This is a genomic window from Dechloromonas hankyongensis, assembly GCF_022012295.1.
GTDB lineage: Bacteria > Pseudomonadota > Gammaproteobacteria > Burkholderiales > Rhodocyclaceae > Azonexus > Azonexus hankyongensis.
On sequence record NZ_JAKLTN010000002.1, the window covers coordinates 949516 to 973126 of the forward strand.

Genomic DNA, 23611 nt, shown 5'->3' on the forward strand with positions numbered 1-23611 from the left:
AGAAAACGGCATAAGCTTCCCAAGCCTTTTATAACGCCCGCCCCCCGGCGAGAAATGACTATCCCGGCATGCCCATATTCCGCTCACGATATTGGGTTCGACGAAATCTTTCCCGCTGAAGCCGCCCAGAAAGCACAAAGCCCGTGCATTTTTGGCACGGGCTTCTTGAATCTTCACTCTTGGCACGCATGGCCAGGATATTCGGCATGTCGCCGTTTTGGTATTACTTGGCCTTCAGGTCAAACTGCGGCGGACTTTCAACCATGTTGCCTCCAGTCGTGTTGTCTGACATTTGTTTCCGACCCATTCCGGCCGGAACGCAATTCCAGAATACGCCTTTTGACGGGAATGTCCACTGCTCAGTTTCGCCTAGCCCCCTGCCCTCGATCTGGCGGGAAAATCACCTAGAACTGTGTAGCGGCAACGGCTACAGCTGGGGCGGATAACACGGCCGGGAGCACATGTTTCCGTGCTCCAATGCTTCCTGAAACGTTAGCCGTCACATCCGGAAAATCCCCGCATCCGGCTTCGCGCGCCCGGCCCACAGTTCGCAGGATTGGCGCACAACCTCCTCTAGGGCGCCTTCGTTGGTAAAGCTCATGCGTATCTCGCTGGCCCCGTTGCGCGCCTGCAAAACCTCGGTACGCAGCAGATTGAGCGCTTCGGTTGCCCCGAGATCGTAGGCATGGACCTCGATGGCGGCCATGGTCCGGATGATGTCGTCGCCGATGTTGCGCTGCTCGGCGGAACCCGGAACGACCAGCGTGCCGTCGTAGCCGAAGCGGCAGGCCTGGAAGCGGTTGAAGGTGTAAACCAGATAATCGTCCTCGTGCGGCTCGATCGGCTTCTCTTCGAGCAGATAGCGGGCCAGCGCTTGGGCATAGGCAGCAATCTGCGCCGCACGCTCGACGGTCCGCGGCGTATCCATCACGCGCAACTCGATAGTGCCGAACTCAGGTTTGGGCCGGATATCCCAGTAGAAGTCCTTCATGCTCTTGACCACGCCGGTGGCGATCATCTTGCGGTAGTAGGCGTTGAATTCATCCCAGCTCAAGACGAAGGGCGCCCGGCCGCTGAGCGGGAAGGCAAAGACCGAATTGAGGCGCGCCGATTGGAATCCGGTGTCGATACCCTGTACGAAGGGCGACGCCGCGGACAGCGCGATGAGGTGGGGAATGTAGCGGTTGAAGGCGTGCAGTAACCAGAGCGCCCGGTCCGGGCAGGCGCAGCCGATGTGCACATGCTGGCCGAATATGGTGAATTGCTTGGCCAAATAACCGTAGAGCTGCGACAGCAGGTGGAAGCGAGGCGCGTCGAATATAGCCTGCTTGCCCCAGTGCTGGAAGGGATGCGTGCCGCCCCCGGAAAGCAGGATACCCAGGCGGTCGGCCTGATGGACCAGTTCGTTGCGGATGCTGCGCAACTGGCTCAAGGCGTCCTTGTAGTCGCGGCAGATGTCGGTCGACAACTCGATCATCGAGTCCGTGATTTCCGGCTTGACGTCGCCGGGATGCTGGCGGCCGGTCATTTCGCGCAGCAGGTCCGGGGCGGCGCCGATGAGGTTGTAATCCTGGCCGCCGACAATCTGCAATTCCAGCTCGATACCGAGGGTCAGCGCTTCCGATTTTGAAAACTCGGGCAGTTCGTTTTCGTGCTCGTTATTCACGACGTTCTCCGCTCCATTTGAGGCAAAGCGCCACGATGACCGGCCCCGCCAGCTCCATGATCGCAGCCGCACTCATCGCCACGGGCATCAGGGTTCCTTGCAGGTGGGGGTAAAGCTGGCCGAGGTCGGAAGCGGCGACCATGATCGGCCCGGCGGCCGGCGACAAGGCGATGCCGAGCAACAGGCCCTGGCGCCAGCTGACGCCGGCCGGCCGCGCGAAGAGCAAGACGCCGCACAGCTTGGCCAGACTGCGTGCCGCAATCAGCAGCAGCGCCAGCACGCCGCCGGTCAGCAAGTCCTCGACCCTGATCTGGATGCCGACCACCAGGAACAAGAGGACCACCAGAACCCCGCCGACCGACCCGAAATGCTCGGGAAACACCCAGGCACGGCCGTCGCCATTGCGCAGCACGATACCTGCGAAGAGCATGCAAAGCGTGACCGGCAGGCGCAAGGCCTCGATCAGGCCGATGGTCATCAGGACCAGGCTCAACAGGATGATCGAGGCGTATTCGTCGCGCAGGGTCAGCCAGTGACGCAAACGACTGACGGCAGCGGCGAGCAGCATGCCGACCAGCAGGCCGGCGCCGAGCAGATACAGCGGATGCGAAATGGCCAGCACCCAGTCGCCCCGGTAATGCTGGTGCAGCCCGCCCAGCGCCAGATGAACCGCGACGACCGAATAGACGGTGTTCAATGCGGTCAGCACGAGCAGGCGGGTACTGACCTGCCCCTGCGCATTGCTCTCGGCGACGACCCGCATGATGACGGCCGGCGAGGTCGACATGCCGATGGCCGCCAGCAGGATGGCCGGTTCCAGCGCAATGCCCAGATAGCGGCCAATAGCGAACACGGCCCCGAAAGCGGCCAGCGATTCGCACAGGCTGGTTACCAGCAGCCAGCGATTGTGGCGCAACCAGCGCAGATCGACCCGGCTCCCCAGTTCGAAGAGCAGGATGGCGAGCGCCACATTGAGTCCCCAGCGCAGCCATTCATCATGCTCCGCTACCAGGCGATCGCCGGCAAAGGCGGCGACCAGCATGCCGACCAGCGGGTAAGCCGTAATCCGCGGCAGCCCGAGGTAACGGCGCACCCATTCGCCGGCCAGGGCAGCGCACACCACGGCAAGGGCGATCCACAGCGGCGGGCTGAGCAGGAGGGGCCACGAAGGCAAGAAAAAGGCAAGCGGCTCACTTATGGAGTGCATATGGAACCCATCCCGATTCGTTCCCGTCTACTCGCAGGGAAGTATTCCTACCCAGACACTGTAGCCATCCGGGCGAGAGGATTGTCATGAAACGCACCCTCAAAATCGGGCTGTCGGCCCGCCTGTCATATCCGAAACCAGGCGCCAGAGGACTGGAAAGCAAAACCCTCCAGTACCTGGAACAATCGGTCGCCCAATGGATCATGGCGCGTGACGTAGTGGTCTTCATGGTTCCCTCCATTACCCAGGACGGAATGCTTGATCGCAGCGCGGTTCGCCTGCGTGACTATGCACAACACCTCGACGGCCTGGTCTTGCAGGGCGGCGCCGACGTCAATCCGATGGCCTACGGAGAAACACCTATACGTCCTGAATGGAGCGGCGATCGGATCAGGGATATGTATGAGATGGAATTACTGCATGAGTTCCTCGAAAGTCGAAAACCGGTCTTCGGGATCTGCCGCGGCGCCCAACTGATCAACGTGGCGATGGGCGGCTCGCTCTACCAGGACATCGAGACCCAGATCCCCGGTCCCACTCAGCATGTCGCTGACGCGTACGATCAGCACACCCACAGCATCGCCCTCGAACCCGGGGGCACACTGGAAAAGCTGCTGGGGAGCGAGTCTCCCCGCAAAGTGATCTCCATCCACCACCAGGGAATCCGCACCCTGGGGCGCGAGCTGGCGGTAGAGGCACGCGCCGATGGCGATGGCATGATCGAGGCCATTCGCGGGACGGGGCGGAGTTTCCTGCTCGGCCTGCAATGGCATCCGGAATTTCGCCGCCCCAGCGACGAGGATGTGCTGGACTGCCTGCCGTTGCTCGAAGCTTTTTTGGACGCAGCTCGTTCGGGGCACTGGCTCTAGCCGCCGAGTCGCTCTGTAAAACCAGTGAAAAAAACCGGGGGAACCATTGCCCACTATCCTACGTCCCAAGTGAAAGCGACTTACAGGAACCATGGAAGCGATGATGGATTTGTTTTTCTCTGAATACGCCGAGACCCTGCTGGTGATTGCCTTGCTGGTCCTGTTCGGCTTTGCGTTATTCATGGCGCTTTCACTTGATCCCCGAGTCAGAAACAATGCCCGCCCTGATCGCCGCAAGACCCGCCGGCCGGGAGGCGACCGGAGAGCGAGCCGGGCTTACTGACGAGTCCTTTTCCGCCTGGTGTTCCGCGCGGCTAGCGCCATCAATGCCAAGCGGGCCGCACCTCACTTGCGCGGCGCATGCAGTTTCGTAGTACCCCACCGTTTTTCCAGAGCCCCTGTTGCCGCGGCCTTCAATAATTTCTGAAAGCTGGGGCATTCGGCGTGGCTTGGCGCCGGGCAAGCCGCCGCATGGCGGAGTCCGCTGCTCATCGCCTTCAGGCGTTTAATCAACGCATCTATCTCGTCGGCCTTGGCCGCCAGCAACTGGCGGTCGATATTGGGCGGGCCATACGGCGACAGCATGGAGCGGATTTCGTCGAGCGACAGCCCGGCGGCCTGGCCCAGGGCAATCAAGGCCAGTTGATCGAGCACATTGGCTGCGTAACGGCGCCGCTCGCCCTTCTCGTGAAGCGAAGTGATGAGCCCCTTTTGTTCGTAATAGCGCAACGCCGACGAAGGTATCCCGGTCTGTTTGCTGACTTCGGAAATATCCATCTCCACACCTCTTGACTTGAAGTTGACTTCAACTTCTACAGTGCACTCCAGGGTCTCGTTCGTCAACTTTCAAGGAGTGCGTCATGACGGCAACACAAGAACTATTGCGGATCGTCCTCATCGGCTGCGGAGCCACGCTGATCATGGACCTCTGGCTGATGTTCCTGAAGCGGATCGGGGTGCAGACCTTGAATTTCGCATTCATCGGCCGCTGGGTCGGGCATTTGTTCCGTGGCCGGATCGCGCACGCATCGATCGGCAAGGCATCGCCCATCGCGCATGAAGCCCTGCTGGGCTGGCTCACGCATTACGCCGTGGGGATCGCCTTCGCCTTCCTGCTGACCGGCGTTGCCGGTGTCGCCTGGATGCAGGCCCCCTCTCCCGGTATTGCCCTGCTGACCGGCATCGGCACCGTTGGCTTTCCGCTGCTGGTCATGCAACCGGCCATGGGCCTCGGGGTGGCGGCCGCCAAGACGCCGACCCCGTTCCGGAACTGCATCAGGAGTCTGCTCAATCACAGCGTTTTTGGCTATGGCCTGTTCATTTCAGCCTGCGTCATTGAATGGACTGCTCGCTGAAAGCGTATTGCCCAGCCCAGAAATTCCAATTTTTCCGGAGTCAGTGAAATGAAAAAACTAGCCGTCATCTACCACAGCGCCCATGGCCACACCGAGCACATCGCCCGGCATGTCGCCGAAGGGGCCGGCAGCGTGCCCGATACCGCCGTTCATGTCGTCAAGGCCGAGGAATTGACGTCGATGCCAAACGATCTGCTGGCCTTCGATGGTTTCCTCTTCGGGTCGCCCACTTACCTGGGCGGTGTATCCGGGCCCTTCAAGAACTTCATGGATGCGACCGGCGGGCTGTGGCGCACGCAGCAACTCAAGGGCAAGCTGGCTGCCGGCTTTACCGTTTCATCGCTGCCCGCCGGTGACAAGCAGTCGACCTTGATCTCCCTGTTCACCTTCTGCATGCAGCACGGCATGCTGTGGGTCGGCAATCCCATCCTTCCCGAGCAGCATCGTGGCATTCCCTATGACGAAGCGGCCAACCGCCTCGGTTCCTGGTCCGGACTGATGGCCCAAGCCGGACACGCGGCAGCCGCCGATGCCTTTGTGGCCGGCGACATCAAGACGGCCAGGATGTTTGGCCGGAACTTTGCCGAGACCTCACGCCGCATCTGTTGCTGAAGCGGGAAACGGGGCCGATCGGGAAGCCAAGCGGCCGGCAGTGCAGCGCGCTGGGGCAGCCCTACATCCACCAGGGGTCGGCCCCGGTATCTTCATCGTCATCCGTTTCGATCCCTTCTTCTTCACGTTCATCGTGAACGGGGTGATCCGGCTTATGCGGATGATGGAAAGGAGGGTCTTTCGGATTGGGGGTATCGGGCTCTATGGGCTGGCGGCCCGGTGAAATCGGCATGAACGTTCCTTGCTGCAATGATATTCAATTCCATTGGGCAGATATCCGCTGGCAAGGTTGCAACTCATTGAAGGTGTGGTTCAACGGAGGAAGCGATCGTTGGCCCGTTGCAGACAGCAAGCGGTATCTGCGCCGGCCATCTGCAAATGCGTTTCGCCACGGTATAGTTGCAGCCCGCTACCCTTCCGAGCCTTAGCCATGTTCGCCGTACTCGTCGCTCTCCTTATTCTTGCCGCCGGCGTGGCGGCCATCTATCTGCTGCTGAAGAACATGAGCGAAGACGGCGTCGACATTGCTGCACCGGGCAGTTGCCAGGGCGGTCGCTGCGGGCCGAGCTGTTCTTCGTCGGTCGAGGAAGCCGAAGAAGCTCTGCTGCAAGTTGCGGATGTGGGTGAACAGGGCAAAGCGAGTTCCTGAACGGCCGCGTTCGGCTAACAGTGGAAATTCCCCGAGCAGCAAATTAGGCCTGAAATAGGCAACCGGACCGCCGCTGGACTTTGCACCATATTTCGACAATACTCGAATCATGGAAACACTAAACGCCGCCGAACTTCTCGCCGCACTGGGCCATGAATCCCGCCTGGCCATCTTCCGCCTGCTGGTCGAAGCCGGCCCGGACGGCATCAATGCCAGCGCCATTGGCGAGCAACTGGGCATGGCGCCGGCCACGCTCTCCTTCCATCTCGCCCATCTCAGCCGGGTCGGCCTGATTACGGGAGAACGCGAGAGCCGCTTCATCCATTACTCGGCCAACTACGCCACGATGGATGACCTCATCGCCTTCCTGACCAGCAATTGCTGCCAGGGCAATGCCTGTCTCCCCAAGACCGCGTGCTGCGCGACCACCGAGAAGCGCCGCGCCAAAGCCGAAGAGAAATCCTGATGCCGAATCTCAAGACCGTGCTGGTGCTGTGCACTGGGAACTCCTGCCGCTCCCAGATGGGCGAAGCCATCCTGAACCATGACCTGGCCGGCCTCGTGCGCGGCATCTCCGCCGGCACCAACCCGCAACCCAAAGTCGCTGACGGCGCCATCGAGGCCCTGAAACTGGCCGGCCTGCCCACCGCGAGCCTGCATCCCAAGACCGTCGAAGCGGTGATGAATGACGATATCGACCTGGTGGTCAGCGTCTGCGACAACGCCAGGGAAATCTGCCCCATCTTCCCGCGCCCCGTAAAGCGCCTTCACGTCGGCTTCCACGACCCGCATGGCGAGCCGCTGGACAGCTTCGTTGCCGTCCGCGACGACATCCGTGCCCGCCTGGTGCCGGCCGTCCGTGAAGCCCTGGGACTGTAAGGAGCCGCGGTGTCTGTCCAGTGCGAACTGACCGTCAAAGCCGCCGCCGGCGCTCCAATGAGTGTCTTCGAGCGTTTCCTGACGGTCTGGGTCTTTCTGTGCATCGTCGCCGGCATCGCGGCCGGGCAGATGGCGCCGGGCTTGTTCCAGGCCGTCGGCCGGCTCGAAGTCGCCCAGGTCAATCTGCCGGTCGGCCTGCTCATCTGGGTGATGATCATCCCGATGCTGGTCAAGGTCGATTTCGGGGCTTTGCACGAAGTGAAGCAGCATGTTCGCGGCATCGGTGTCACGCTGTTCGTGAATTGGCTGGTCAAGCCGTTTTCAATGGCCTTCCTCGGCTGGCTGTTCATCCGCAACCTGTTCGCGCCGATGCTACCAGCTGAGCAGCTGGACAGCTATATCGCCGGCCTCATCCTGCTGGCGGCCGCACCTTGCACCGCCATGGTCTTCGTCTGGAGCCGGCTATCCAACGGCGACCCGCTGTTCACGCTGTCGCAGGTGGCGCTGAACGACACCATCATGGTCTTCACCTTCGCACCGATGGTCGCCTTCCTGCTCGGCATCTCGTCGATTTCCGTGCCGTGGGACACCTTGCTGACCTCGGTCGTCCTCTACATCGTGATTCCGGTGGCGCTGGCCCAACTCTGGCGCAAGTCGCTGCTGGCCCAGAGTCAGGCAGCTTTCGATGCCGCCATGACGAAGATTGGCCCGTGGTCTATTGCGGCATTGCTGGCTACGCTGGTCCTGCTCTTCGCCTTCCAGGGCGAAGCCATCATCCGGCAGCCGCTGGTCATCGGCCTGCTGGCGGTGCCTATCCTGATCCAGGTGTTCTTCAATTCAGCCCTGGCCTACTGGCTGAACAAGATGGTTGGCGAAAAGCACAATGTCGCCTGCCCGTCTGCCCTGATTGGCGCATCCAACTTCTTCGAACTGGCCGTGGCGGCCGCCATCGGCCTGTTCGGGTTCGAGTCGGGCGCGGCGCTGGCGACGGTCGTCGGCGTCCTCATCGAAGTGCCGGTCATGCTGCTGGTCGTGCGAGTGGTGAATGCCTCCAAGGATTGGTACGAGGCATAAACCGTCCTGCTCTGAGCCCAAACACTTCCTCTGTTTGGGCTCGTGAGTACTTATTCGCCGAATGAGAAAGCCCGTTCGGTCGTAAGATTCGCCTACCCCACAAAGCCCCAAGGACGCATGGAAACTCACATCACCGATATAGCGCACGTAATCCAGCTCTCCGTTGCGCCGGTATTCCTGCTCACCGCGATCTCGACCTTGATCGGCGCCATGAACACCCGGCTGGGTCGAATCATTGACCGGCGCCGCGTGGTGATGGAGAGCCATGCAGACAAAGAAATGACAGCGCTAGATGCCGAAGAGCTTCTGTTATTGGCAAGGCGCCGCCACCTGATTTACCTGGCAATCCTGTTCGCCGTCATGGCTGCACTCCTCGTTTGCTTTGTTGTGGCCGGAGCTTTCCTCGGGGCACTGATGTCCTCCGATCTCACCAGGCTGGTTGCCGCTTTATTTATTCTGGCGATGGGGTCGATGATTGCAGCGCTTTCCCTGTTTCTGCGGGAAATTTACCTCGCCGTCAGTGCGGGTTCGCGATAACGCCCAACGCTTGATACGCCCTTTCTTGAAAGGGCGTTCCAACTAACGATATCTGAGGCAGCACGGTGCCAGTTACCAGCCACTAATTACGGTCAATGGCTGCTTTCGTCGCCAGCAAAGGACAGCACCGTCCGTCTCTTGTGCGTCATGGGTGGCCCCTTACAGATCAGCCAAGCTTTTGGCTGTAGGCCATCATGGCGAGAGGAATTCGCTCCAAAGACATGACCTGCTCGGCCCCCCCCAGCTTGATCGCTTCCTTGGGCATGCCGAAAACGACAGAGCTGGCTTCATCCTGGGCAATCGTGCTGGCGCCGGCGCTGCGCATTTCCTTGAGGCCGCGCGCGCCGTCATCGCCCATTCCGGTCATGATGATGCCGAGGGCGTTCTTGCCCGCGTACTTGGCCGTCGAGCGGAAAAGCACGTCAACCGATGGACGATGCCGATTGACCAGGGGGCCGCTAACGATCTCGACGACATATTGAGCGCCGCTGCGCTTGAGCATCATGTGCTTGCCGCCGGGCGCGATGAGAGCCCGTCCGGGAAAGACGCGGTCGCCGTTCTGGGCCTCGCGCACCTCGATCTGGCACAGGCCGTTAAGGCGCTGGGCGAACATGGCCGTGAATTTCTCCGGCATGTGCTGGACGATGACGATCCCCAGGCAGGTGGCCGGCAGTTGAGTGAGGACGCTTTCCAAAGCCTGGGTTCCGCCGGTGGAGGTACCGATAGCGATCACCTGGTCGGTCGTCCGCGCCATGGCGCTCGGCGCGCCGCTGGGCAGAATGGCGTCGGCCGACAACTTGGGCGCGATTTTTTCCCTGGCACTGCGCCCCAAAGCCCGGAGATTGGCGCCGGCAGCGGTGCGCACGGCCGAGACGATGTCGCTCGAGGCATCTTCGAGGAAGGATTTGAGGCCGATCTTCGGTTTGGTGATGATGCTGACCGCGCCAGCCGCCAGCGCATCGAACGCGGCTTGGGTGCCCTCCTCCGCCAAGGAGGAACAGATGACTGTCGGCGTCGGACGTTCGGCCATGACTTTCCGGAGGAAGGAAATGCCGTCCATGCGCGGCATTTCGATATCGACCACGAGTACATCGGGCCACAGGGACTTCATCTTGTCCATTGCGAAAACCGGGTCGGAGGCGGTTCCAATCACCTCGATGGCTGGATCCCTGGCGAGAGCGGCGGAAACGACCTGCCGCACCAGCGCCGAGTCGTCGACAACCATCACTTTTATTTTTTTCTCGATCATCTCGATTTTCTTTGCTCCGAGGCTCGACTAAGGTTTGTAGTAAATGGTCGGCCGCAGCTGACGCAGGCGATCCTCGATTCCATTCAGCGTCTCGGAATGCCCGACAATCAGGAACCCGCCCTTTTTCAGTCTGGGCAGCAGATTGCTCAAGACGTTTCGCTTGGTTTCGGGGTTGAAATAAATCAGCACATTGCGGATGAAGATGACATCGAAATCGCCGATCCCGGCATCGATTGGGTGGATCAGATTGATACGCTCGAAGCTGACCCGCTGGGCGATTGCCGGCGAGATGATGAATGTGCCGTCCTGCGAGCGCACCCCCCTGAGGCAGTACTTGCTCAGCAAGGACCGGGGGATGTCTTTTGACCGCTCGACGGGATATTGGCCTGCCATGGCCTTTTCCAGGACCTGGCTGCTGACGTCCGACCCGAAAACTTCCCATGGCAGATTGCCCAGATGTTCGGCCAGAAGCATGGCAATGGTGTAAGCCTCTTCACCGCTCGAACTTGCCGCACTCCACACCCGGAAATTCCCCGTCCCTTCGCGCCGGGCGAGAATTTCGTTGCACAGGAAGTCAAAATGCTTGGGTTCCCGGAAAAAATAGGTCTCGTTGGTCGTGACCAGATCGATCATCGTCTGCATTTCGCCGGGGTGCTGCGTTCCCACCAGCAGCCGATAATATTCGCCAAACGAATCGAGATTGAAATGGCGCAAGCGACGCTGCAAACGGCCGACCAACAGGACCTGTTTGGAATCGGCCAGGCTGATGCCCGCCCGAGCGTGAATCAGCGCCTGAAACAGCGCGAATTCTTCGTCGGTGATGCCAGGTTCCATGGAATGGCGTGAGCTTGCTGGATTTGAAATTTTTCTATGCGTCCGCAGTGCCCTGGCGGGGGCTTATCGATCAGTCAAAGAGGTTGTGGTCGTCTGGATTGATTTGTCGCTGCCCGTCATCTAGGAACGGAACTCGTCCCCAGCCTGGGCAATCAGCCCGGCAAGGGATACCACGGAACGAAGATTGGTTTTTTCCAGAACGTTCTTGCGGTGGTATTCGACGGTTCGCGGACTGATGGAAAGTCGCTTGCCGATTTCCTTCGCCGACAGGCCTTCGACCAGCAGATGCGAGATTTCCAGTTCGCGGGGAGAGAGCAATTTCAACTTGCCGTCGATATCCTCGCTGGCACTGGCTTCCTCCTGGCGCTGCCGATTCATGGCGAATGCATTGTTCACCGCATCCAGCAGGTCGTCCTGGGCGAAAGGTTTCTGCAGGAACTCGATGGCACCGTGCTTCATGGCGCGGACGGCAATCGGAATATCGCTGTGCCCCGAAATGAAAATGATGGGGATTTCCAGTTTGGCGGTATTGAGGAAGTCCTGCAGTTCCAGCCCCCCCATGCCCGGCATGCGGACATCCAGGATCAGGCAGCCATTGTTGATGCCCCCCTGGTTCGCCGCAAGAAAATCGGCAGCGCTGGAATACGTCCTGTACGGGAGATCGACCGACATGATCAGCAAGCCAATGGACTCCAGGACCACGGGATCATCGTCGACTATATGCACCACAGCTTCTGCAAGCATCGGCCTCCCGCTCATTGGTTTTCTCCTTGTTGGCCAGAACCCGGATGAGCTTGGTAGACAGTGGATTGCGTCATTTGCTTCATTTATTTGTATTTTTTCAAGCCATTTTCATAAGCCATTACCATCGGCCGGTTTGATGGGCAGCGTGAATTCAAAAACACTGCCCTGCTGGTCGCCTGGCATCGCCCATATCTTCCCGCCGCTGGCTTCGACAATACTGCGGCATATGCCGAGCCCTACCCCGGTGCCATCAGCCTTTGTGGTGTAGAAGGTCGGGAGTTTGTCCAGTTCGAACCCGTCGGGCAAGCCGATGCCGAAATCGCGGATCGACACTTTCACGAAGCCACTTCCGCCATCACCGGTTTCGATCTGAATCTCCGGCAAAGGCGTGCCGCCCATGGCCTCTTCGGCATTGCGCAACAGATTCATCAGTACCTGCTCGACGAGAATCCGATCCGCCCATACCGATGCCACGGTTTGGTCGAGCCGGAGTGAGAATTCGACCGGGCGGGTGCGGCTGCGAATGTTCGCCAAGGCTATGACTTCGCGAACGGCCTCGTTGATATCGAGTTCGGCCGGTTTGGCTTCGCGCTTGCGCATGAACTCGCGCATGGTCTGAATGATGGAGCCGGCGCGCAGCGCTTGCTCCGCAGTCTTGCTCAACGCCTGCTCCAATACCTCCGGCTTGGCTTTGCCGTTCCGCAACAAATTCGCACAAGCTTGATTGAAATTTGCGATAGCGGCCAGTGGCTGGTTGAGTTCATGCGCCAGTGCCGACGCCATCTCCCCCATATTGACGAGGCGCCCGATACGCGAAAAATCGGCCAGCTTTTCTTCCTGCATCAGGCGTTGCCAGACACGGACGGTCATGTCCATGGCCACTCCCAGAATCTGCTGTGGCCTTCCGCTCTCGGTCCGCGCGATGACCACCTCGCGACAGGCAATGTGGCGTGGATTTCCGTCCTTCGTTTTAATGCGGCACTCATACTCGATCACCTCGCCGTCGCGAGCATCAGGCCACTGTGCGGCCACGGAACGGATAGCCGCGACATCCTCGGGTTCGGCAAGCGCCTGCATCAAATACGAATTGAGCGACAGAATCTCCTCGGGCGTATATCCCGTCGCCGCCTGGACAGCCTGATTGACATAGACCGTACCGCAGGAATCCAGATCGTGGATATAGATGATCAGGGGCACCAGATCCATCAGTCGTGCCAGCTTGGTCTGGGATGCCAGTAGCTCCAATTGCGCCCGTTTTCGCAAGGTGATATCGCGCACAACGCTGACTGTGTTCCATCCGTCCTGTATCCGGCAATGAGAGAGCGACACCTCGACCGGGAAAGTCTGGCCGCCTTTCCGCCTGGCAATCAATGGTTCGCTCAGGGCGGCGGAAATTTGCTTTCCTGCCGAAGGAATATCCATCGGGTCACCAACGCTCAGCGTCTGCTCTTCAAGGGCATAGCCGATCAGCGCATAGGCCTGCTGCCCCAGAGCCTCGTCCGCCGAATAGCCGAAAATCCGCTCCGCCGATGAATTCCAGAAGGATATCTGCCCCTGGGCATCGGTCAGGACGATGGCGTCTGCCGCCGCTTCGGTGATCGCCCGCAAACGGGCCTCGCTGTCGCGCAGGCGTGCCTCGGCATTACGGCGTTTATCTTCTCTCTCAAGGCTTTCCAGCCCGAAGGAAATCACCGTGGCCATTTCCTTGAGAACGGCGACCAGCGGTTCTTCGAATTCCTCTGGCTCATGGCAATACACGGTCAAAATGGCGACAACATTGCCTTCCACCTGCAGCGGAAAAACAGCGGAGGGAAGGATGGAATGCCCACCTGCAGAACCACGCCCTTCGCCCCCCGCCTGCTCTGCCAATGTGCTGCTGGACGCTATCAACGTAGGCTGGTTGCTGTCAGGATCGAGGATGGCAATGGATGCTGCAGCGAATCCGCTGTACTCGGTGACGATACTGCACACTTCTTTCAGCAGCGAATCGCGATCGTAACGGAAGGCGACGGCCTGATTGGTCTTGCTGAGAGCCATGTAGAGGGCGCTCATCCGTCGCAAGCGCGCTTCCAGGATGGTGCGTTGCTCGATTTCGCGATTCAGCTGCAGGTTGGATTCGAGCAGTTCCAGCGAACGCCTGCCCAAGCCCTCGTAAAGCTGATTGGCCGTATTGACCAGAACATGGGGTTGCGACGATGTCTTTGGCGCAGACGTACTCTCCACGGACTGGTCGAGGACTTCCCGCGCCATCTCCATATCCATCTGGGTGATGTGGTGTATCAACCACTCAACCAGGAAAGACAACAGATGGTCGACCATCAGGTCGGGGCTGGTCTCAATGAGTTGGGTGACACGGCCCAGATGTTTGAAGAAGCCTTTGTGGGCAGCCAGGTGCGCTTTCTGATGGTCCGGGCTTACATGGTTGCGCGCCATCAACACTTCTTCGGTGTGAAAGTGGTAGCGGGCGTAATGCTGCAACTGCTGCAGCACGGTTTCTAGTTCGAGCGGAGTGCAGCTGTTGCTGTGTAGAGCAAGCAGCGTATTGATGATGTCGATGAGCCGTTCGTGCTGATCGTCGACGTCGGTCACGCCGGTTGCAAACTCCGTACTCCACTCGAAAAGGTGGCTCATCTCACTCCCTGCCCAGTCATTTATTCACGACCAATCGTAACTCAGGTCGCTTGGCGGGCGTTCCCTCCTGTTTTGCAATAATGAATTCGGCCAGCCGGCGGTCGGTATGGTTGATATGGTGACTAAGCCAGTCGCGAAGAAAATTCATGGTTTCCAGCGTCACTTCAAGCTGTTTGTGCTTCGCCTTCTCGCCCAGCTCGGATACGGTTCTCTTCAGCTCGGCATGCTCATGAAAATGTGCCGCCGCATTCGGAAATCCATTTTCGAGCATCAGGTTTTCTTCAGTGTCGAAATGCCAAATCGTATAGTTGGCCAGGTCGACAAACAGCTGATTGAGGACTTCGCGTCCCCGTTGCGCCTTCATCGCCAGATAGAGCAGATTGGCGAGGGCAATCAGCTGTTCGTGCTGGTTGTCGATCAAGGGCAGACCAACCTTCAGCTGGTCGCCCCATACGATGAGGGGATTCATGGCAGCCTTCCCCGATCACGCTGCAGCAGGGAGCTCCATGGCACCCAGGCTGGCGGCGATGGAAACCTCCTCGGCCGACAGGACGCGATTGACATCGAGGATGACCACGAACTTGCCGGCCACCTTGCCCATGCCCTGGATGAAGTCGATGCGGATTCGGCTGCCGAACTCCGGTGCCGGCTCGATATCGCCTTCGGGGATTTCCAGCACCTCGGACACCGCATCCACCACCACCCCCATCTCCTGCCGGCCCTTCGCGGACAGCACCTCGACGATGACGATGCAGGTACGCCGGGTGATCTCCCGGGACTGGCGGCCGAAACGCACCGCCAGATCCACCACGGGGACTACCGCCCCCCGCAGGTTGATGACCCCCCGAATGAACGGGGGAGTCATCGGCACCTCGGTAACCTGCCCATATTCGATGATTTCCCGAATGGCCAGGATACCGAGTGCGAACATGTCGTCACCGAGCGTGAAGGTGAGGTACTGGTGCTGCTCGCCGGCCGACTGGGCCGGTTCGCCACCGGCCTTGGCCACGGCAGACGGCGTAGCCGTTTTCTTGTCCGTTTCCTGCATGGCCGTTCCTCCTAGAACTTGACGAAATCGGCGTGGCTAAGCGCCAGATTGCCATTGACGGCCGCCACCGGGCGGGCTGCACCGCGACCACCCGAAGCCGCTTTGGCCTTGATGGGTGACGGGTGGGACATCTGGCTGTCCTGGTCCACCGTGAAGAAGGACATCAGTTGCTGAAGGTTTTCGGCCTGATTCGACATTTCCTCGGAAGTGGCGGCAAGCTGTTCAGAAGCGGCGGCATTCCCCTGGGTCAGCTGGCTCAGCTGCCCCATGGCGGTGTTGATCTGCTCCACACCGGCCGACTGTTCTTCCGAACCGGCAGTGATTTCCTGCACCAGATCGGCGGTCTGCTTCGTGGTCGGGACGATCTCGTCGAGGAGCTTGCCCGCCTTCTCGGCCAGGCCGACGCTATTGACCGCCAGTTGCCCGATTTCCTGGGCTGCGACCTGGCTGCGTTCGGCCAGCTTGCGTACCTCGGCTGCCACGACAGCGAAGCCCTTGCCATGCTCGCCGGCGCGGGCCGCCTCGATGGCCGCGTTCAGCGCCAGGAGGTTGGTCTGGTAGGCGATGTCGTCGATGATGCCAATGCGCTTGGCGATCTGCTTCATTGCGGTAACCGTCTCGGTCACTGCTTGTCCGCCTTCGGCAGCCTTCTGGGTACCTTCGGCCGAACGCGAATCGGCGACCTTGGAATTCTCGGTGTTTTGCTTGATGGAAGCCGAGATTTGCTCGATGGACGCCGAAGTTTCCTCGACACTCGCCGCCTGCTCGCTCGAAGACTGCGACAGCGATTGCGCGGTGGAGGAGACCTGCGTGCTGGCGCTGGCCAGGGTCTCGGCGGCCTTGCTGACGTTGGCAATGGTCTGCGCCAGCTTCTCGACCGTAGCATTGACCGTATCGCAAAGGCTCTTGAATTGGCCCTGGTATTCGGACGTGATGCTGTTGGACAGATCGCCGCGTTCGGCAGCGGACATCACGCGGCTGATGTCGTCGATGCTCTGGGCCAGCTTGCTGCGGGTAGCATTGACCGTATCGCAAAGTGCTTTCAACTGACCGCGGTAATTCACGTTGATCGACTGGGTCAGGTCGCCACGTTCCATGGCGTTCATCACCCGGGTAATTTCAGTGACGGGACCGACCATGGCGTCCATGACGTTATTCAGCCCATCGACGATCTTGCGAAAATCGCCCTGATGCTTGTCGGCGTCGGCACGCACTTCCAGCCGGCCATCGACAGCTGCCTGAGCCAGCGAATTGGCATCGACGATGAGCGCCTTGATGTTGGCACGGAGCTTTTCCATCGTGTCGTTGATGAAGCGCTTCTTGCCCGGAAACTGTTCCAACGGAGCGTCCAGGTCGCCTTCGCCGAAGGCCTTGGCGCAGGCCATGGCTTTCTTCTTGACCGCAATGTGGCCGAAGACCATCCCGTTGACCCCCTGTGCCATAGCCTTGTAGGCACCCTGGAAGCGCGATTCGTCAATCTGCACATCGATCTCGCCTTTGTCATGCTCGGCGGACATGTGGTTCATGTTGTCGATCAGTGCCTGAATCGTATCCCGCATGTGCTTCATGGCGGTCATCAGACTGGAGGTGTCCCCGATCTTGAGTTCGATGTTTGCGGAAAGATCACCGGCTGCGATCTGCTTGGCGATCTCCGCCGCACGATCTGGCTCACCGCCGAGTTGTTTCAAGAGGTTGCGAGTGATTACAAAACCGATCCCTCCGATGGTAGCGATGGCAAGCAGCGCAACGGCGATGGCCATAATTGTGGACGTCGACTTGGCCGCAATGGCGTCCTTGGCTCCATGCTCGGCCAACACCGCGTTGTAATCGCGAAGTTCCCCAAGTGTCTCGCTGACCTTGGCGATCATCACCTGGTTGGCAAGCAGGAAATCACGAGCCTGATCGGAACGATCGTTACGGGAAAGTGCCAGCCCTTTGTCGGTCAGGGTGTAGTAATCCCGAAGCGATGAGCGGATGCTGGCTATGATGCTTCGTTCCTTGTCATCGGCAATGTTTTCTTTTTCGTACTTGGTCAAACCCTCGTCCAATTTCTGGCGGGAGGCGTTAATTTTCTGGTCTAGTTCCGCCATCGCTGCACGGTCGGTCAAGGCTACGTGTTGCCAGACCTGCGCCCGCAGGTTGCCGAAAGTTGTGCTGATTTCGCCCATGGCTTCGAGGCTGGGCACGATATTGGTGTTAACGAAGTTCCCAACATCGTAGACCCGGCTCAGCTGATAGTGAGCGGATCCGGCGAGAACGAGGATGCCGAGCAAGGCTGAAAGCACCAGCAAGCCCATCTTTTTGGCTATCGTCATTTGTGATACCCCCTTTTGGAGTCTTGATTGCGTTAAGCGGAAAGTGAATAAGTAGGTGTGGAATTGACACGGCCGTCCTGGCGCACCACTCGGCGCACGAGGCCCGGCACATCGAGGATCAGCGCCACCTGGCCGGTGCCGAGGATGGTGAAGCCGCTCATGCCTTCCAGACCGGCGAAAACGTTGCCGAGTGGCCGGATTACCGTCTGGAACTCGCCCAGCAGGTTATCCACCACCAAACCGGCGCGATGCCCAGCGTACTGAACGACCACCACGTTCTCGCGCTTGGCCGGTTGCAGCAGGAAATCCAGTCCCGGGGCAATCTCGCGCGGTGCGGAGGTGTCCTCGAAATCGCATGAATCCACATCGTCCGACCTTGTCGATGCGACCGGATCTTGAATGTCGAAGAGTGTCTTCAGGCGTATGAAAGGAAGCACCTCGCCACGCAGGTTGAGATGGTCGCGTCCAGCCGCCGATTCCTCGGAGCCCAATTCGACGCATTCGACGACCATGTCGAGGGGCACGACGAAGGACGAATTGCCGACCGCGACCAGGAAGCCGTCGATGATGGCCAGCGTCAGCGGCAAGCGAATCTGCATGGTCGTCCCCTCCCCCGCCTGGCTGAAGATATCGACCGTGCCGCGCAGTGCAGTGATGTTCCTCCGCACTACGTCCATGCCGACGCCCCGCCCGGAGAGGTTGTTGACCTGTTCGGCGGTGGATAGCCCGGCTTCGAATATGAGGTTGTAGACCTCATTGTCCGAAAGCACCTGTTCCGGCTTCACCAGCCCGTTATCGATCGCCTTCTTCAGGATGCGGTCGCGGTCGAGGCCGCCGCCGTCGTCCGATACCTCGATGACGATATTCCCCGAGTCGTGATAGGCGTTGAGCTTGACCGTGCCGTGTTCGGGCTTGCCACGGGCAAGGCGGACCTCCACCGGCTCGATGCCATGATCCATGGAGTTGCGGACCAGGTGAGTCAGCGGGTCGCCGATCCGCTCGACCACGGTTTTGTCCAGTTCAGTTTCGGCACCGTTGATTTCCAGGCGGATATCCTTGCCGAGTTCGCGGGAAACATCGCGTACCACGCGCTGGAACTTGTTGAAGGTGGCGCCGATGGGAACCATGCGCAGTTGCAGCGCCGAATCGCGGATTTCCTCAACCAGCCGGGAGAGCAGCGATGCCGCTTCCATCAGTTCCGAAATCCGCTGGCGCTGGGCGGTAACGCCGATGCCGGCAGTCGCAATGATCAGTTCGCCGATCAAATTGATGTGCTGGTCGAGCTTTTCGGCATTGACCCGGATGAGCCCGGCCTCGTTCGCCTTGTGCTCCTTGACCTGCTTCTGCTTGTTAAGGGCCGCCTCCACCACTTGCGGGCGGACCATCTGCTGCTCCACGAGCACCTCGCCAATGGGTTTGGCCGGCGGTGCCGCAGCCGCCTGCTCGCGTAAGGCCTCATCGAGTTCGGGGCCGGTCAGCGTGCCGCACTGGACGAGAATTTCGCCTAGACGCATGTCGTCCTGCGGCATTTCGTCGATCAGCTTGCGATAAGCGGAAATCTTGCTGTGCGGCGGCAGGATACGGATCCGCGCATCGTCCCGGACGAATTCGAAAGCGCCTTCGATCGTGCTCTTGTCGGCGTCGGAATGAAAACTGAGTTCGTAGCCTAGGTACGAGGCTTCCGGATCCAGGTTCGGCAACGCAGGAACCGTATCAGCCAAGGTGACGATGCGGTCGATGCGCCCGAAGGTGCCCAGATAGCGGATGAAGGCCAGCGGATCCATGCCGTTTCGGAGTACGTCCGGACCGAAACGCAGGGACAGGTGCCAGTTGTCGGTGCTGGCGCCGTCGTCTGCTAAATCGACGACCTCGTTTTGGTCCGCCGAATCGGTTTTCGCTTCTGCCGGGCTAGCTACCTCTTCCAGATAGCTACGTAGCTGCTTACCCAGCTCCTGGCTGGAGCGATGGATTTCCTCGTCCGGTTCACGGCTTTCGGCAATGCAGTCGAGGAGCGCGCCCAAGTGGTCACGAACCCCGAGAAACAGGGCCACCAGTTGCGAATCGATCGCCAGCTTGCCGCTGCGCACGCGATCCAGCACGCTTTCCGCCACATGCGTGAATTGCACCACGTGGTCGAGCCCGAAAAGCCCGGCCGATCCCTTGATGGTATGGGCAGCCCGGAAAATGGCGGCAATCAGATCGGCATCGCCGGGCGATTGCTCCACTTGCAGGAGTGCTTCTTCCATCAGCTCCAGCAGTTCGCGGCCTTCGATGATGAAGGTCTGGAGAGCGTCGTCCATATTCATGAGGTTTCTCGTCAGTTCTGCGCAGGCGCGATCGGGTCAGCGAAAAGCCCCGCGGCATCGCAAAGGTCCATGGTGTTGAGCACGGCCGGGCTGTGGTCGATAAAGCGCAGAGTCTTTCCCTGCGCAGCGGCTTCCCGTTTCGCCGCCACCATCAGTTGCAGGCCGGCACTGTCCATTTCGCTCACCGCGGAGAGATCGACTTCGACTTCCTGGCCCTTATTGAAAGCCTCCAGCAATTGAGCCTTGATGGCCTGGGCAGCGAAGATGGTGAAATCCCCTTCGATGGCGATCTTGCAAACCGAACTCATGGCCGCTCCTTAAGGCAAGACCAGCTTGGAAACGGCGGCCAGCATCTGGGCCGGCTGGAAAGGCTTCACCACCCAGGCCTTGGCACCGGCCATCTGGCCTTCGGATTTCTTGGCATCGCCGGATTCGGTGGTCAGCATGATCACCGGCGTGAATTTGTACGCGGGCAGCTGCTTGGCGGCCTTCAGGAAGGTGATGCCATCCATGTTGGGCATGTTCACATCGCTAATGATGAGGTGCAGCTTTCTGCCATCCAGCTTCCCCAGCGCGTCCTTGCCGTCGCAGGCTTCCAGGACGTCGTAACCGGCGCCTTTCAGGGCGATACCGACGACTTGCCGCAGCGATGCAGAGTCGTCCACGATCATGATGCTTTTGGCCATCGATCAACCTCTCAGAAAAAAGTGATGTCTGAAACCACAGGTGCCGACGTATTGGCGCCGCGGTGGGTTTCGTGTTGTTCCAGGGTGGTGTAGCGGCTTTCCATTTCCAGTAGCCAGGAGTTCACGTCCATGGGTTCGGGCACATTGCCGCTGGCACTGGCGGCGTCGCTTTCCTCGATCCGGCTTTGCAGACGCTCGATGTCGCCAACGACTTGTCCGAGGATTTGGCAAACCCGGTCCTGGAATTGCAGATCGACGAGCACCTGGGTCACTTCGTTACCGACGCCTTCACTCTCGGTTTCAAGGTTTGCCGCTGCCTGTACAAGGTGATCGGTCGCCGCGTTGAAATTACTCAACACCGTGGCAATCGCTTCCCGCGACATCGATACCGCCTGATCGTCTTCCTTGGCCGATTTGCAGGCCGCCACCATGGCCGTTTCCATGGCCTTGACCACCGCTTCCACAGTCGAACTGATCCGCTTCCCGGTATCCCCAGACAAGGTGGAGAGCTTTCTAACCTCATCCGCCACCACGGCGAATCCGCGTCCGGCCTCGCCGGCGCGGGCCGCCTCGATTGCAGCGTTGAGAGCAAGCAGATTGGTCTGGCCGGCAATATCCGCGACCTTCGCGGCCATGTCCTTCAGTTGGTCGGTCGAGCGGGCGAGCGTGCTGATTTCCGCAAGCAATTCTTCCTTGGTCACCACCATCCGTTCCAAGGCCGCAACGACGGAAGCCAGCGCTACTTCGGAACGGGCTATGACACCGACCACACCGTCTTGCTCGTCGCCCATGCCCGAAGCAGTTTCCCGGGATGCCGCCAGTGCGGCCTGAATTTGGAGCGACATCGCGGAAAAGCGCGCCGCCAGGTCGTTGATGGCCGTTTCGGTCTGGCTGCGCGCCAGGCTGGTGTGGCGAGCCCAACGAATCGGAACGCTGCGGCAAAGATTTTCGAGGCTTTCCAGATAAGCCATCGTCTTGGTGCTGGCTTGGGCTTGTTCAAGCGCCGTCACCGTCAGTTCCAACCGGCCCTCCATGGCTCGCAGGGTGCGGGTGAACAAAATGGCCAGCGTCGCGCAGCCGATGGCGATGACTACCGAAGCCCCCAGTCGGCCAGACCAGGCGTCAGGAGCCAGCCAAAGAGAAGCCAGCGAGAGGATAACGACTGCGCCACACATGCCCCATGGCGCCAGGCTTGAAGATTTGCCGTTCATATCGATTGACGCTCCGTTCTTGCCAACTGGGCGACCCAGGCGGAAAGCGACTGCCCCATGGCGTCAAACCCTGCCGACTTGTCCAAAAACATGTCTGCGCCGGCACGTAGCGCCTGGCTGCCATGGACGTTGGCGTAGTAGCTGAGCACTACGATCCTGGCCTTGGGATTGACGCTGCGAATTGTATGAATCAGTTCCATACCGTTCCCATCGGGCAGCAGCACGTCGAGCACCGCAAGATCGGGGGAGAAGCTGCGGCAAATTTGCTTTGCGTCGGCTATCAGTTCGGCAACCCTGACTTCCTGGACCTCAGGTAATCGGTCCAGCAAAGATCTCAGGGCAGTCAGCGCAACGCTCGCATCCTCAAGCACTAGTGCCTTCATGGCTATCAGTGATAATTTTGATAGGCGAAGGTTACGCATCGGGCATGGCGGCGAATACTCGTAAAATTACGAGGCGCAACAACATTCGGGGTCTGCGGCGAGCCCACAAGCGACATCACGCGGGGAGCAGGTGCGCTTCGTGGGGTCCGATCTGGCGGATCAAGGTGCCAGCTAGCGCGTACGCATTGGGGATTAGCATTTCCCCACCTCACCGCTCAATCGAAAACGATGGCAATGGGTGAGCAGCCCCTCCACTGAACATGAAGACGGTTCTTTAATTGGAATTATTTCGTGTCAAGACTTGACTTATCCCCACAGGTTACGATTGGTTACAAAGGCCAAAATGGACTTGACAGCGGCAATCTTTCAAAAGTGATAACCGCGAGAAACCGCACCAAATCAGGGGTATAGCGCATTGCCCTTTATTGCGGCACCGTAATGCAAACCCTTACCGGCCTTGGACTTAACCGGGATTTACATAGGTTGCCCACAGAGTTATCCACAGATTCTGTGGGTAACTACAAATACCGTTATGGCTCATGGATTTAGTATGGCTAGTTAAGCAATGGCGCAAGCAGAACCCGCTAACTACCGATGGCAGATGCCTGCCACCCAATCGAAGCGCGCCTGAACCCCACAGTGGACCTCTGCGGAGCTTTTTTTATTTTTCGATTCAATACCTTGGGGTGCCTCTCGCGAGCACAGGTCATGCCCGGAATATCGCCAGAGCGGAGGAGCACTGTCAGGCACCACCGGTGACTGTCTGGCGATTGTGTGGCGTCACTTTAAGTAAGGCCAACCCTTGCCAGCGCTCCATATCGCCCACCAACGCTTAGGATGATTCCATAACCCATTGGCGAGACAACAGATAGTGCTAACCCAAGCACGTGTCTATAGTTGGTGTTTGGATGGGGGCAATAAAAAAGCGCCCCTAAAGGCGCTTTTTTACGTGTGTCCTGGCGGAGAGGGCGGGATTCGAACCCGCGGTGGGCTATTAACCCACACACGCTTTCCAGGCGTGCGACTTAAACCGCTCATCCACCTCTCCGGGAAGCCGTGCATTCTAGCAGAATCGCCCGAATGGTCAAATAAACTTTCGTACAAAAGCGAGTCCGAGCCAGAGCAGGAGCAGGATTGCGAAGTAAGCGACGCTGATCGTCCGGCCACTCGCCCCCGGCAGCAGGAATTCGACAATTTTGCGCGGTGGGCGGGTGATCAGGTCGAATAGCTGATAGATCGGATTATTCGCCCTGCCCCGCCCGGCCAGGACATAAAGCATCCCCTGCCCGAGCAAGCACATCCCAAGCATTTCGATGATCGCGCGCAAGGCGCTGATCAGGAATACGAGCATGGGGG

Annotated in this window: 26 protein-coding genes and 1 tRNA gene; 9 read left to right on the plus strand and 18 right to left on the minus strand. The window is 59.5% G+C overall.

Annotation, left to right across the window (positions count from 1 at the left end; all coding sequences use genetic code 11):
• Window positions 1-499 precede the first annotated feature (499 nt).
• A complete protein-coding gene (locus tag LZ012_RS13135; RefSeq protein ID WP_275711265.1) occupies window positions 500-1666 on the minus strand; it encodes a YbdK family carboxylate-amine ligase in 1167 nt (388 codons plus the stop codon).
• On the minus strand, window positions 1659-2840 hold the full coding sequence (locus tag LZ012_RS13140; protein ID WP_275711266.1) for a cation:proton antiporter: 1182 nt from the start codon (window positions 2838-2840) through the stop codon (window positions 1659-1661). Before LZ012_RS13140 ends, LZ012_RS13135 begins: the two co-directional genes overlap by 8 nt.
• Window positions 2841-2959: 119 nt before the next feature.
• Here LZ012_RS13140 and LZ012_RS13145 point away from each other — a divergent pair, with 119 nt between their 5' ends.
• Both LZ012_RS13145 and LZ012_RS13150 read left to right on the plus strand, forming a co-directional pair.
• Window positions 2960-3742, plus strand: a complete 783-nt coding sequence (locus LZ012_RS13145; RefSeq protein WP_275711267.1) for a gamma-glutamyl-gamma-aminobutyrate hydrolase family protein — start codon at window positions 2960-2962, stop codon at window positions 3740-3742.
• A 91-nt stretch (window positions 3743-3833) separates the two neighbouring features.
• Entirely contained in the window at window positions 3834-4025 is a 192-nt protein-coding gene (locus tag LZ012_RS13150; protein ID WP_275711268.1) for a hypothetical protein, read from the plus strand.
• A gap of 62 nt (window positions 4026-4087) precedes the next feature.
• Here LZ012_RS13150 and LZ012_RS13155 read toward each other — a convergent pair whose 3' ends face one another.
• A complete protein-coding gene (locus LZ012_RS13155; RefSeq protein ID WP_275711269.1) occupies window positions 4088-4519 on the minus strand; it encodes a helix-turn-helix domain-containing protein in 432 nt (143 codons plus the stop codon).
• Window positions 4520-4602: 83 nt separating this feature from the next.
• Here LZ012_RS13155 and LZ012_RS13160 point away from each other — a divergent pair, with 83 nt between their 5' ends.
• Window positions 4603-5097: a DUF2938 domain-containing protein gene (locus LZ012_RS13160; RefSeq protein WP_275711270.1), complete on the plus strand. Its 495-nt coding sequence runs from the start codon at window positions 4603-4605 to the stop codon at window positions 5095-5097.
• A 48-nt stretch (window positions 5098-5145) separates the two neighbouring features.
• On the plus strand, window positions 5146-5709 hold the full coding sequence (locus LZ012_RS13165) for a flavodoxin family protein (protein WP_275711271.1): 564 nt from the start codon (window positions 5146-5148) through the stop codon (window positions 5707-5709).
• Between the two features lie 61 nt (window positions 5710-5770).
• Here the strand turns inward: LZ012_RS13165 and LZ012_RS13170 are convergent, their stop codons facing one another.
• Entirely contained in the window at window positions 5771-5941 is a 171-nt protein-coding gene (locus LZ012_RS13170) for a hypothetical protein (RefSeq protein ID WP_275711272.1), read from the minus strand.
• Window positions 5942-6139: 198 nt separating this feature from the next.
• On the opposite strand from LZ012_RS13170, the gene LZ012_RS13175 reads away from it, so the two are divergent.
• The 5 genes from LZ012_RS13175 to LZ012_RS13195 all read left to right on the plus strand — a co-directional run bounded on the left by LZ012_RS13175 (window position 6140) and on the right by LZ012_RS13195 (window position 8848).
• Window positions 6140-6358, plus strand: coding sequence for a hypothetical protein (locus tag LZ012_RS13175; RefSeq protein WP_275711273.1), 219 nt, complete (start codon window positions 6140-6142; stop codon window positions 6356-6358).
• Window positions 6359-6467: 109 nt separating this feature from the next.
• Window positions 6468-6824, plus strand: coding sequence for an ArsR/SmtB family transcription factor (locus LZ012_RS13180; RefSeq protein ID WP_275711274.1), 357 nt, complete (start codon window positions 6468-6470; stop codon window positions 6822-6824).
• Window positions 6824-7237, plus strand: a complete 414-nt coding sequence (locus LZ012_RS13185) for an arsenate reductase ArsC (protein WP_275711275.1) — start codon at window positions 6824-6826, stop codon at window positions 7235-7237. The genes LZ012_RS13180 and LZ012_RS13185 overlap by 1 nt, the downstream gene beginning before the upstream one ends.
• A 9-nt stretch (window positions 7238-7246) precedes the next feature.
• Window positions 7247-8311: an ACR3 family arsenite efflux transporter gene (arsB, locus tag LZ012_RS13190; protein ID WP_476728686.1), complete on the plus strand. Its 1065-nt coding sequence runs from the start codon at window positions 7247-7249 to the stop codon at window positions 8309-8311.
• 117 nt (window positions 8312-8428) lie between these two features.
• Window positions 8429-8848, plus strand: coding sequence for a DUF2721 domain-containing protein (locus LZ012_RS13195; protein WP_275711276.1), 420 nt, complete (start codon window positions 8429-8431; stop codon window positions 8846-8848).
• Between the two features lie 166 nt (window positions 8849-9014).
• Here LZ012_RS13195 and LZ012_RS13200 read toward each other — a convergent pair whose 3' ends face one another.
• From LZ012_RS13200 to LZ012_RS13265, 14 genes are all read right to left on the minus strand, one after another.
• Window positions 9015-10094 carry a protein-glutamate methylesterase/protein-glutamine glutaminase gene (locus LZ012_RS13200; protein WP_275711773.1) on the minus strand — a complete coding sequence of 360 codons (1080 nt, stop codon included), beginning with the start codon at window positions 10092-10094 and terminating at the stop codon, window positions 9015-9017.
• 30 nt (window positions 10095-10124) lie between these two features.
• Window positions 10125-10931: a CheR family methyltransferase gene (locus LZ012_RS13205; RefSeq protein WP_275711277.1), complete on the minus strand. Its 807-nt coding sequence runs from the start codon at window positions 10929-10931 to the stop codon at window positions 10125-10127.
• A gap of 120 nt (window positions 10932-11051) precedes the next feature.
• Window positions 11052-11675: a response regulator transcription factor gene (locus LZ012_RS13210; protein WP_275711278.1), complete on the minus strand. Its 624-nt coding sequence runs from the start codon at window positions 11673-11675 to the stop codon at window positions 11052-11054.
• A gap of 108 nt (window positions 11676-11783) precedes the next feature.
• On the minus strand, window positions 11784-14306 hold the full coding sequence (locus LZ012_RS13215; RefSeq protein WP_275711279.1) for a PAS domain S-box protein: 2523 nt from the start codon (window positions 14304-14306) through the stop codon (window positions 11784-11786).
• A gap of 16 nt (window positions 14307-14322) precedes the next feature.
• Window positions 14323-14775 (minus strand): bacteriohemerythrin, encoded by a 453-nt coding sequence (locus LZ012_RS13220; protein WP_275711280.1) that lies wholly within the window; start codon window positions 14773-14775, stop codon window positions 14323-14325.
• A 15-nt stretch (window positions 14776-14790) separates the two neighbouring features.
• Window positions 14791-15354 carry a chemotaxis protein CheW gene (locus tag LZ012_RS13225; protein WP_275711281.1) on the minus strand — a complete coding sequence of 188 codons (564 nt, stop codon included), beginning with the start codon at window positions 15352-15354 and terminating at the stop codon, window positions 14791-14793.
• Window positions 15355-15365: 11 nt separating this feature from the next.
• Complete coding sequence (locus LZ012_RS13230) at window positions 15366-17669, minus strand: methyl-accepting chemotaxis protein (RefSeq protein WP_275711282.1); 2304 nt, start codon at window positions 17667-17669, stop codon at window positions 15366-15368.
• A gap of 32 nt (window positions 17670-17701) precedes the next feature.
• Entirely contained in the window at window positions 17702-19975 is a 2274-nt protein-coding gene (locus tag LZ012_RS13235; RefSeq protein WP_275711283.1) for a chemotaxis protein CheA, read from the minus strand.
• A gap of 11 nt (window positions 19976-19986) precedes the next feature.
• Window positions 19987-20283: an STAS domain-containing protein gene (locus LZ012_RS13240; protein ID WP_275711284.1), complete on the minus strand. Its 297-nt coding sequence runs from the start codon at window positions 20281-20283 to the stop codon at window positions 19987-19989.
• A gap of 9 nt (window positions 20284-20292) precedes the next feature.
• The gene (locus LZ012_RS13245) at window positions 20293-20661 is read right to left on the minus strand and encodes a response regulator (RefSeq protein ID WP_275711285.1); all 369 of its coding nucleotides are present in this window, start codon (window positions 20659-20661) and stop codon (window positions 20293-20295) included.
• An 11-nt stretch (window positions 20662-20672) separates the two neighbouring features.
• Entirely contained in the window at window positions 20673-21872 is a 1200-nt protein-coding gene (locus LZ012_RS13250; protein WP_275711286.1) for a methyl-accepting chemotaxis protein, read from the minus strand.
• Window positions 21869-22255 carry a response regulator gene (locus LZ012_RS13255; RefSeq protein WP_275711287.1) on the minus strand — a complete coding sequence of 129 codons (387 nt, stop codon included), beginning with the start codon at window positions 22253-22255 and terminating at the stop codon, window positions 21869-21871. Before LZ012_RS13255 ends, LZ012_RS13250 begins: the two co-directional genes overlap by 4 nt.
• 957 nt (window positions 22256-23212) lie before the next feature.
• A tRNA-Ser gene (locus tag LZ012_RS13260) sits at window positions 23213-23303 on the minus strand.
• Window positions 23304-23339: 36 nt separating this feature from the next.
• Window positions 23340-23606 carry a hypothetical protein gene (locus tag LZ012_RS13265; protein WP_275711288.1) on the minus strand — a complete coding sequence of 89 codons (267 nt, stop codon included), beginning with the start codon at window positions 23604-23606 and terminating at the stop codon, window positions 23340-23342.
• Between the last annotated feature and the right edge of the window lie 5 nt (window positions 23607-23611).

Excerpts from the sequence above, each read along its gene's own strand:
- LZ012_RS13220 (WP_275711280.1), bottom strand. The coding sequence starts at position 14,775 with ATGAATCCCCTCATCGTATGGGGCGACCAGCTGAAGGTTGGTCTGCCC.
- LZ012_RS13245 (WP_275711285.1), bottom strand. The coding sequence starts at position 20,661 with ATGGCCAAAAGCATCATGATCGTGGACGACTCTGCATCGCTGCGGCAA.
- LZ012_RS13235 (WP_275711283.1), bottom strand. The coding sequence starts at position 19,975 with ATGAATATGGACGACGCTCTCCAGACCTTCATCATCGAAGGCCGCGAA.
- LZ012_RS13145 (WP_275711267.1), top strand. The coding sequence starts at position 2,960 with ATGAAACGCACCCTCAAAATCGGGCTGTCGGCCCGCCTGTCATATCCG.
- LZ012_RS13155 (WP_275711269.1), bottom strand. The coding sequence starts at position 4,519 with ATGGATATTTCCGAAGTCAGCAAACAGACCGGGATACCTTCGTCGGCG.
- LZ012_RS13160 (WP_275711270.1), top strand. The coding sequence starts at position 4,603 with ATGACGGCAACACAAGAACTATTGCGGATCGTCCTCATCGGCTGCGGA.
- LZ012_RS13185 (WP_275711275.1), top strand. The coding sequence starts at position 6,824 with ATGCCGAATCTCAAGACCGTGCTGGTGCTGTGCACTGGGAACTCCTGC.
- LZ012_RS13165 (WP_275711271.1), top strand. The coding sequence starts at position 5,146 with ATGAAAAAACTAGCCGTCATCTACCACAGCGCCCATGGCCACACCGAG.
- LZ012_RS13150 (WP_275711268.1), top strand. The coding sequence starts at position 3,834 with ATGGAAGCGATGATGGATTTGTTTTTCTCTGAATACGCCGAGACCCTG.
- LZ012_RS13225 (WP_275711281.1), bottom strand. The coding sequence starts at position 15,354 with ATGCAGGAAACGGACAAGAAAACGGCTACGCCGTCTGCCGTGGCCAAG.
- LZ012_RS13240 (WP_275711284.1), bottom strand. The coding sequence starts at position 20,283 with ATGAGTTCGGTTTGCAAGATCGCCATCGAAGGGGATTTCACCATCTTC.
- LZ012_RS13205 (WP_275711277.1), bottom strand. The coding sequence starts at position 10,931 with ATGGAACCTGGCATCACCGACGAAGAATTCGCGCTGTTTCAGGCGCTG.
- LZ012_RS13175 (WP_275711273.1), top strand. The coding sequence starts at position 6,140 with ATGTTCGCCGTACTCGTCGCTCTCCTTATTCTTGCCGCCGGCGTGGCG.
- LZ012_RS13180 (WP_275711274.1), top strand. The coding sequence starts at position 6,468 with ATGGAAACACTAAACGCCGCCGAACTTCTCGCCGCACTGGGCCATGAA.
- LZ012_RS13265 (WP_275711288.1), bottom strand. The coding sequence starts at position 23,606 with ATGCTCGTATTCCTGATCAGCGCCTTGCGCGCGATCATCGAAATGCTT.
- LZ012_RS13170 (WP_275711272.1), bottom strand. The coding sequence starts at position 5,941 with ATGCCGATTTCACCGGGCCGCCAGCCCATAGAGCCCGATACCCCCAAT.
- LZ012_RS13210 (WP_275711278.1), bottom strand. The coding sequence starts at position 11,675 with ATGCTTGCAGAAGCTGTGGTGCATATAGTCGACGATGATCCCGTGGTC.
- LZ012_RS13195 (WP_275711276.1), top strand. The coding sequence starts at position 8,429 with ATGGAAACTCACATCACCGATATAGCGCACGTAATCCAGCTCTCCGTT.
- LZ012_RS13215 (WP_275711279.1), bottom strand. The coding sequence starts at position 14,306 with ATGAGCCACCTTTTCGAGTGGAGTACGGAGTTTGCAACCGGCGTGACC.
- LZ012_RS13250 (WP_275711286.1), bottom strand. The coding sequence starts at position 21,872 with ATGAACGGCAAATCTTCAAGCCTGGCGCCATGGGGCATGTGTGGCGCA.
- LZ012_RS13255 (WP_275711287.1), bottom strand. The coding sequence starts at position 22,255 with ATGAAGGCACTAGTGCTTGAGGATGCGAGCGTTGCGCTGACTGCCCTG.
- LZ012_RS13230 (WP_275711282.1), bottom strand. The coding sequence starts at position 17,669 with ATGACGATAGCCAAAAAGATGGGCTTGCTGGTGCTTTCAGCCTTGCTC.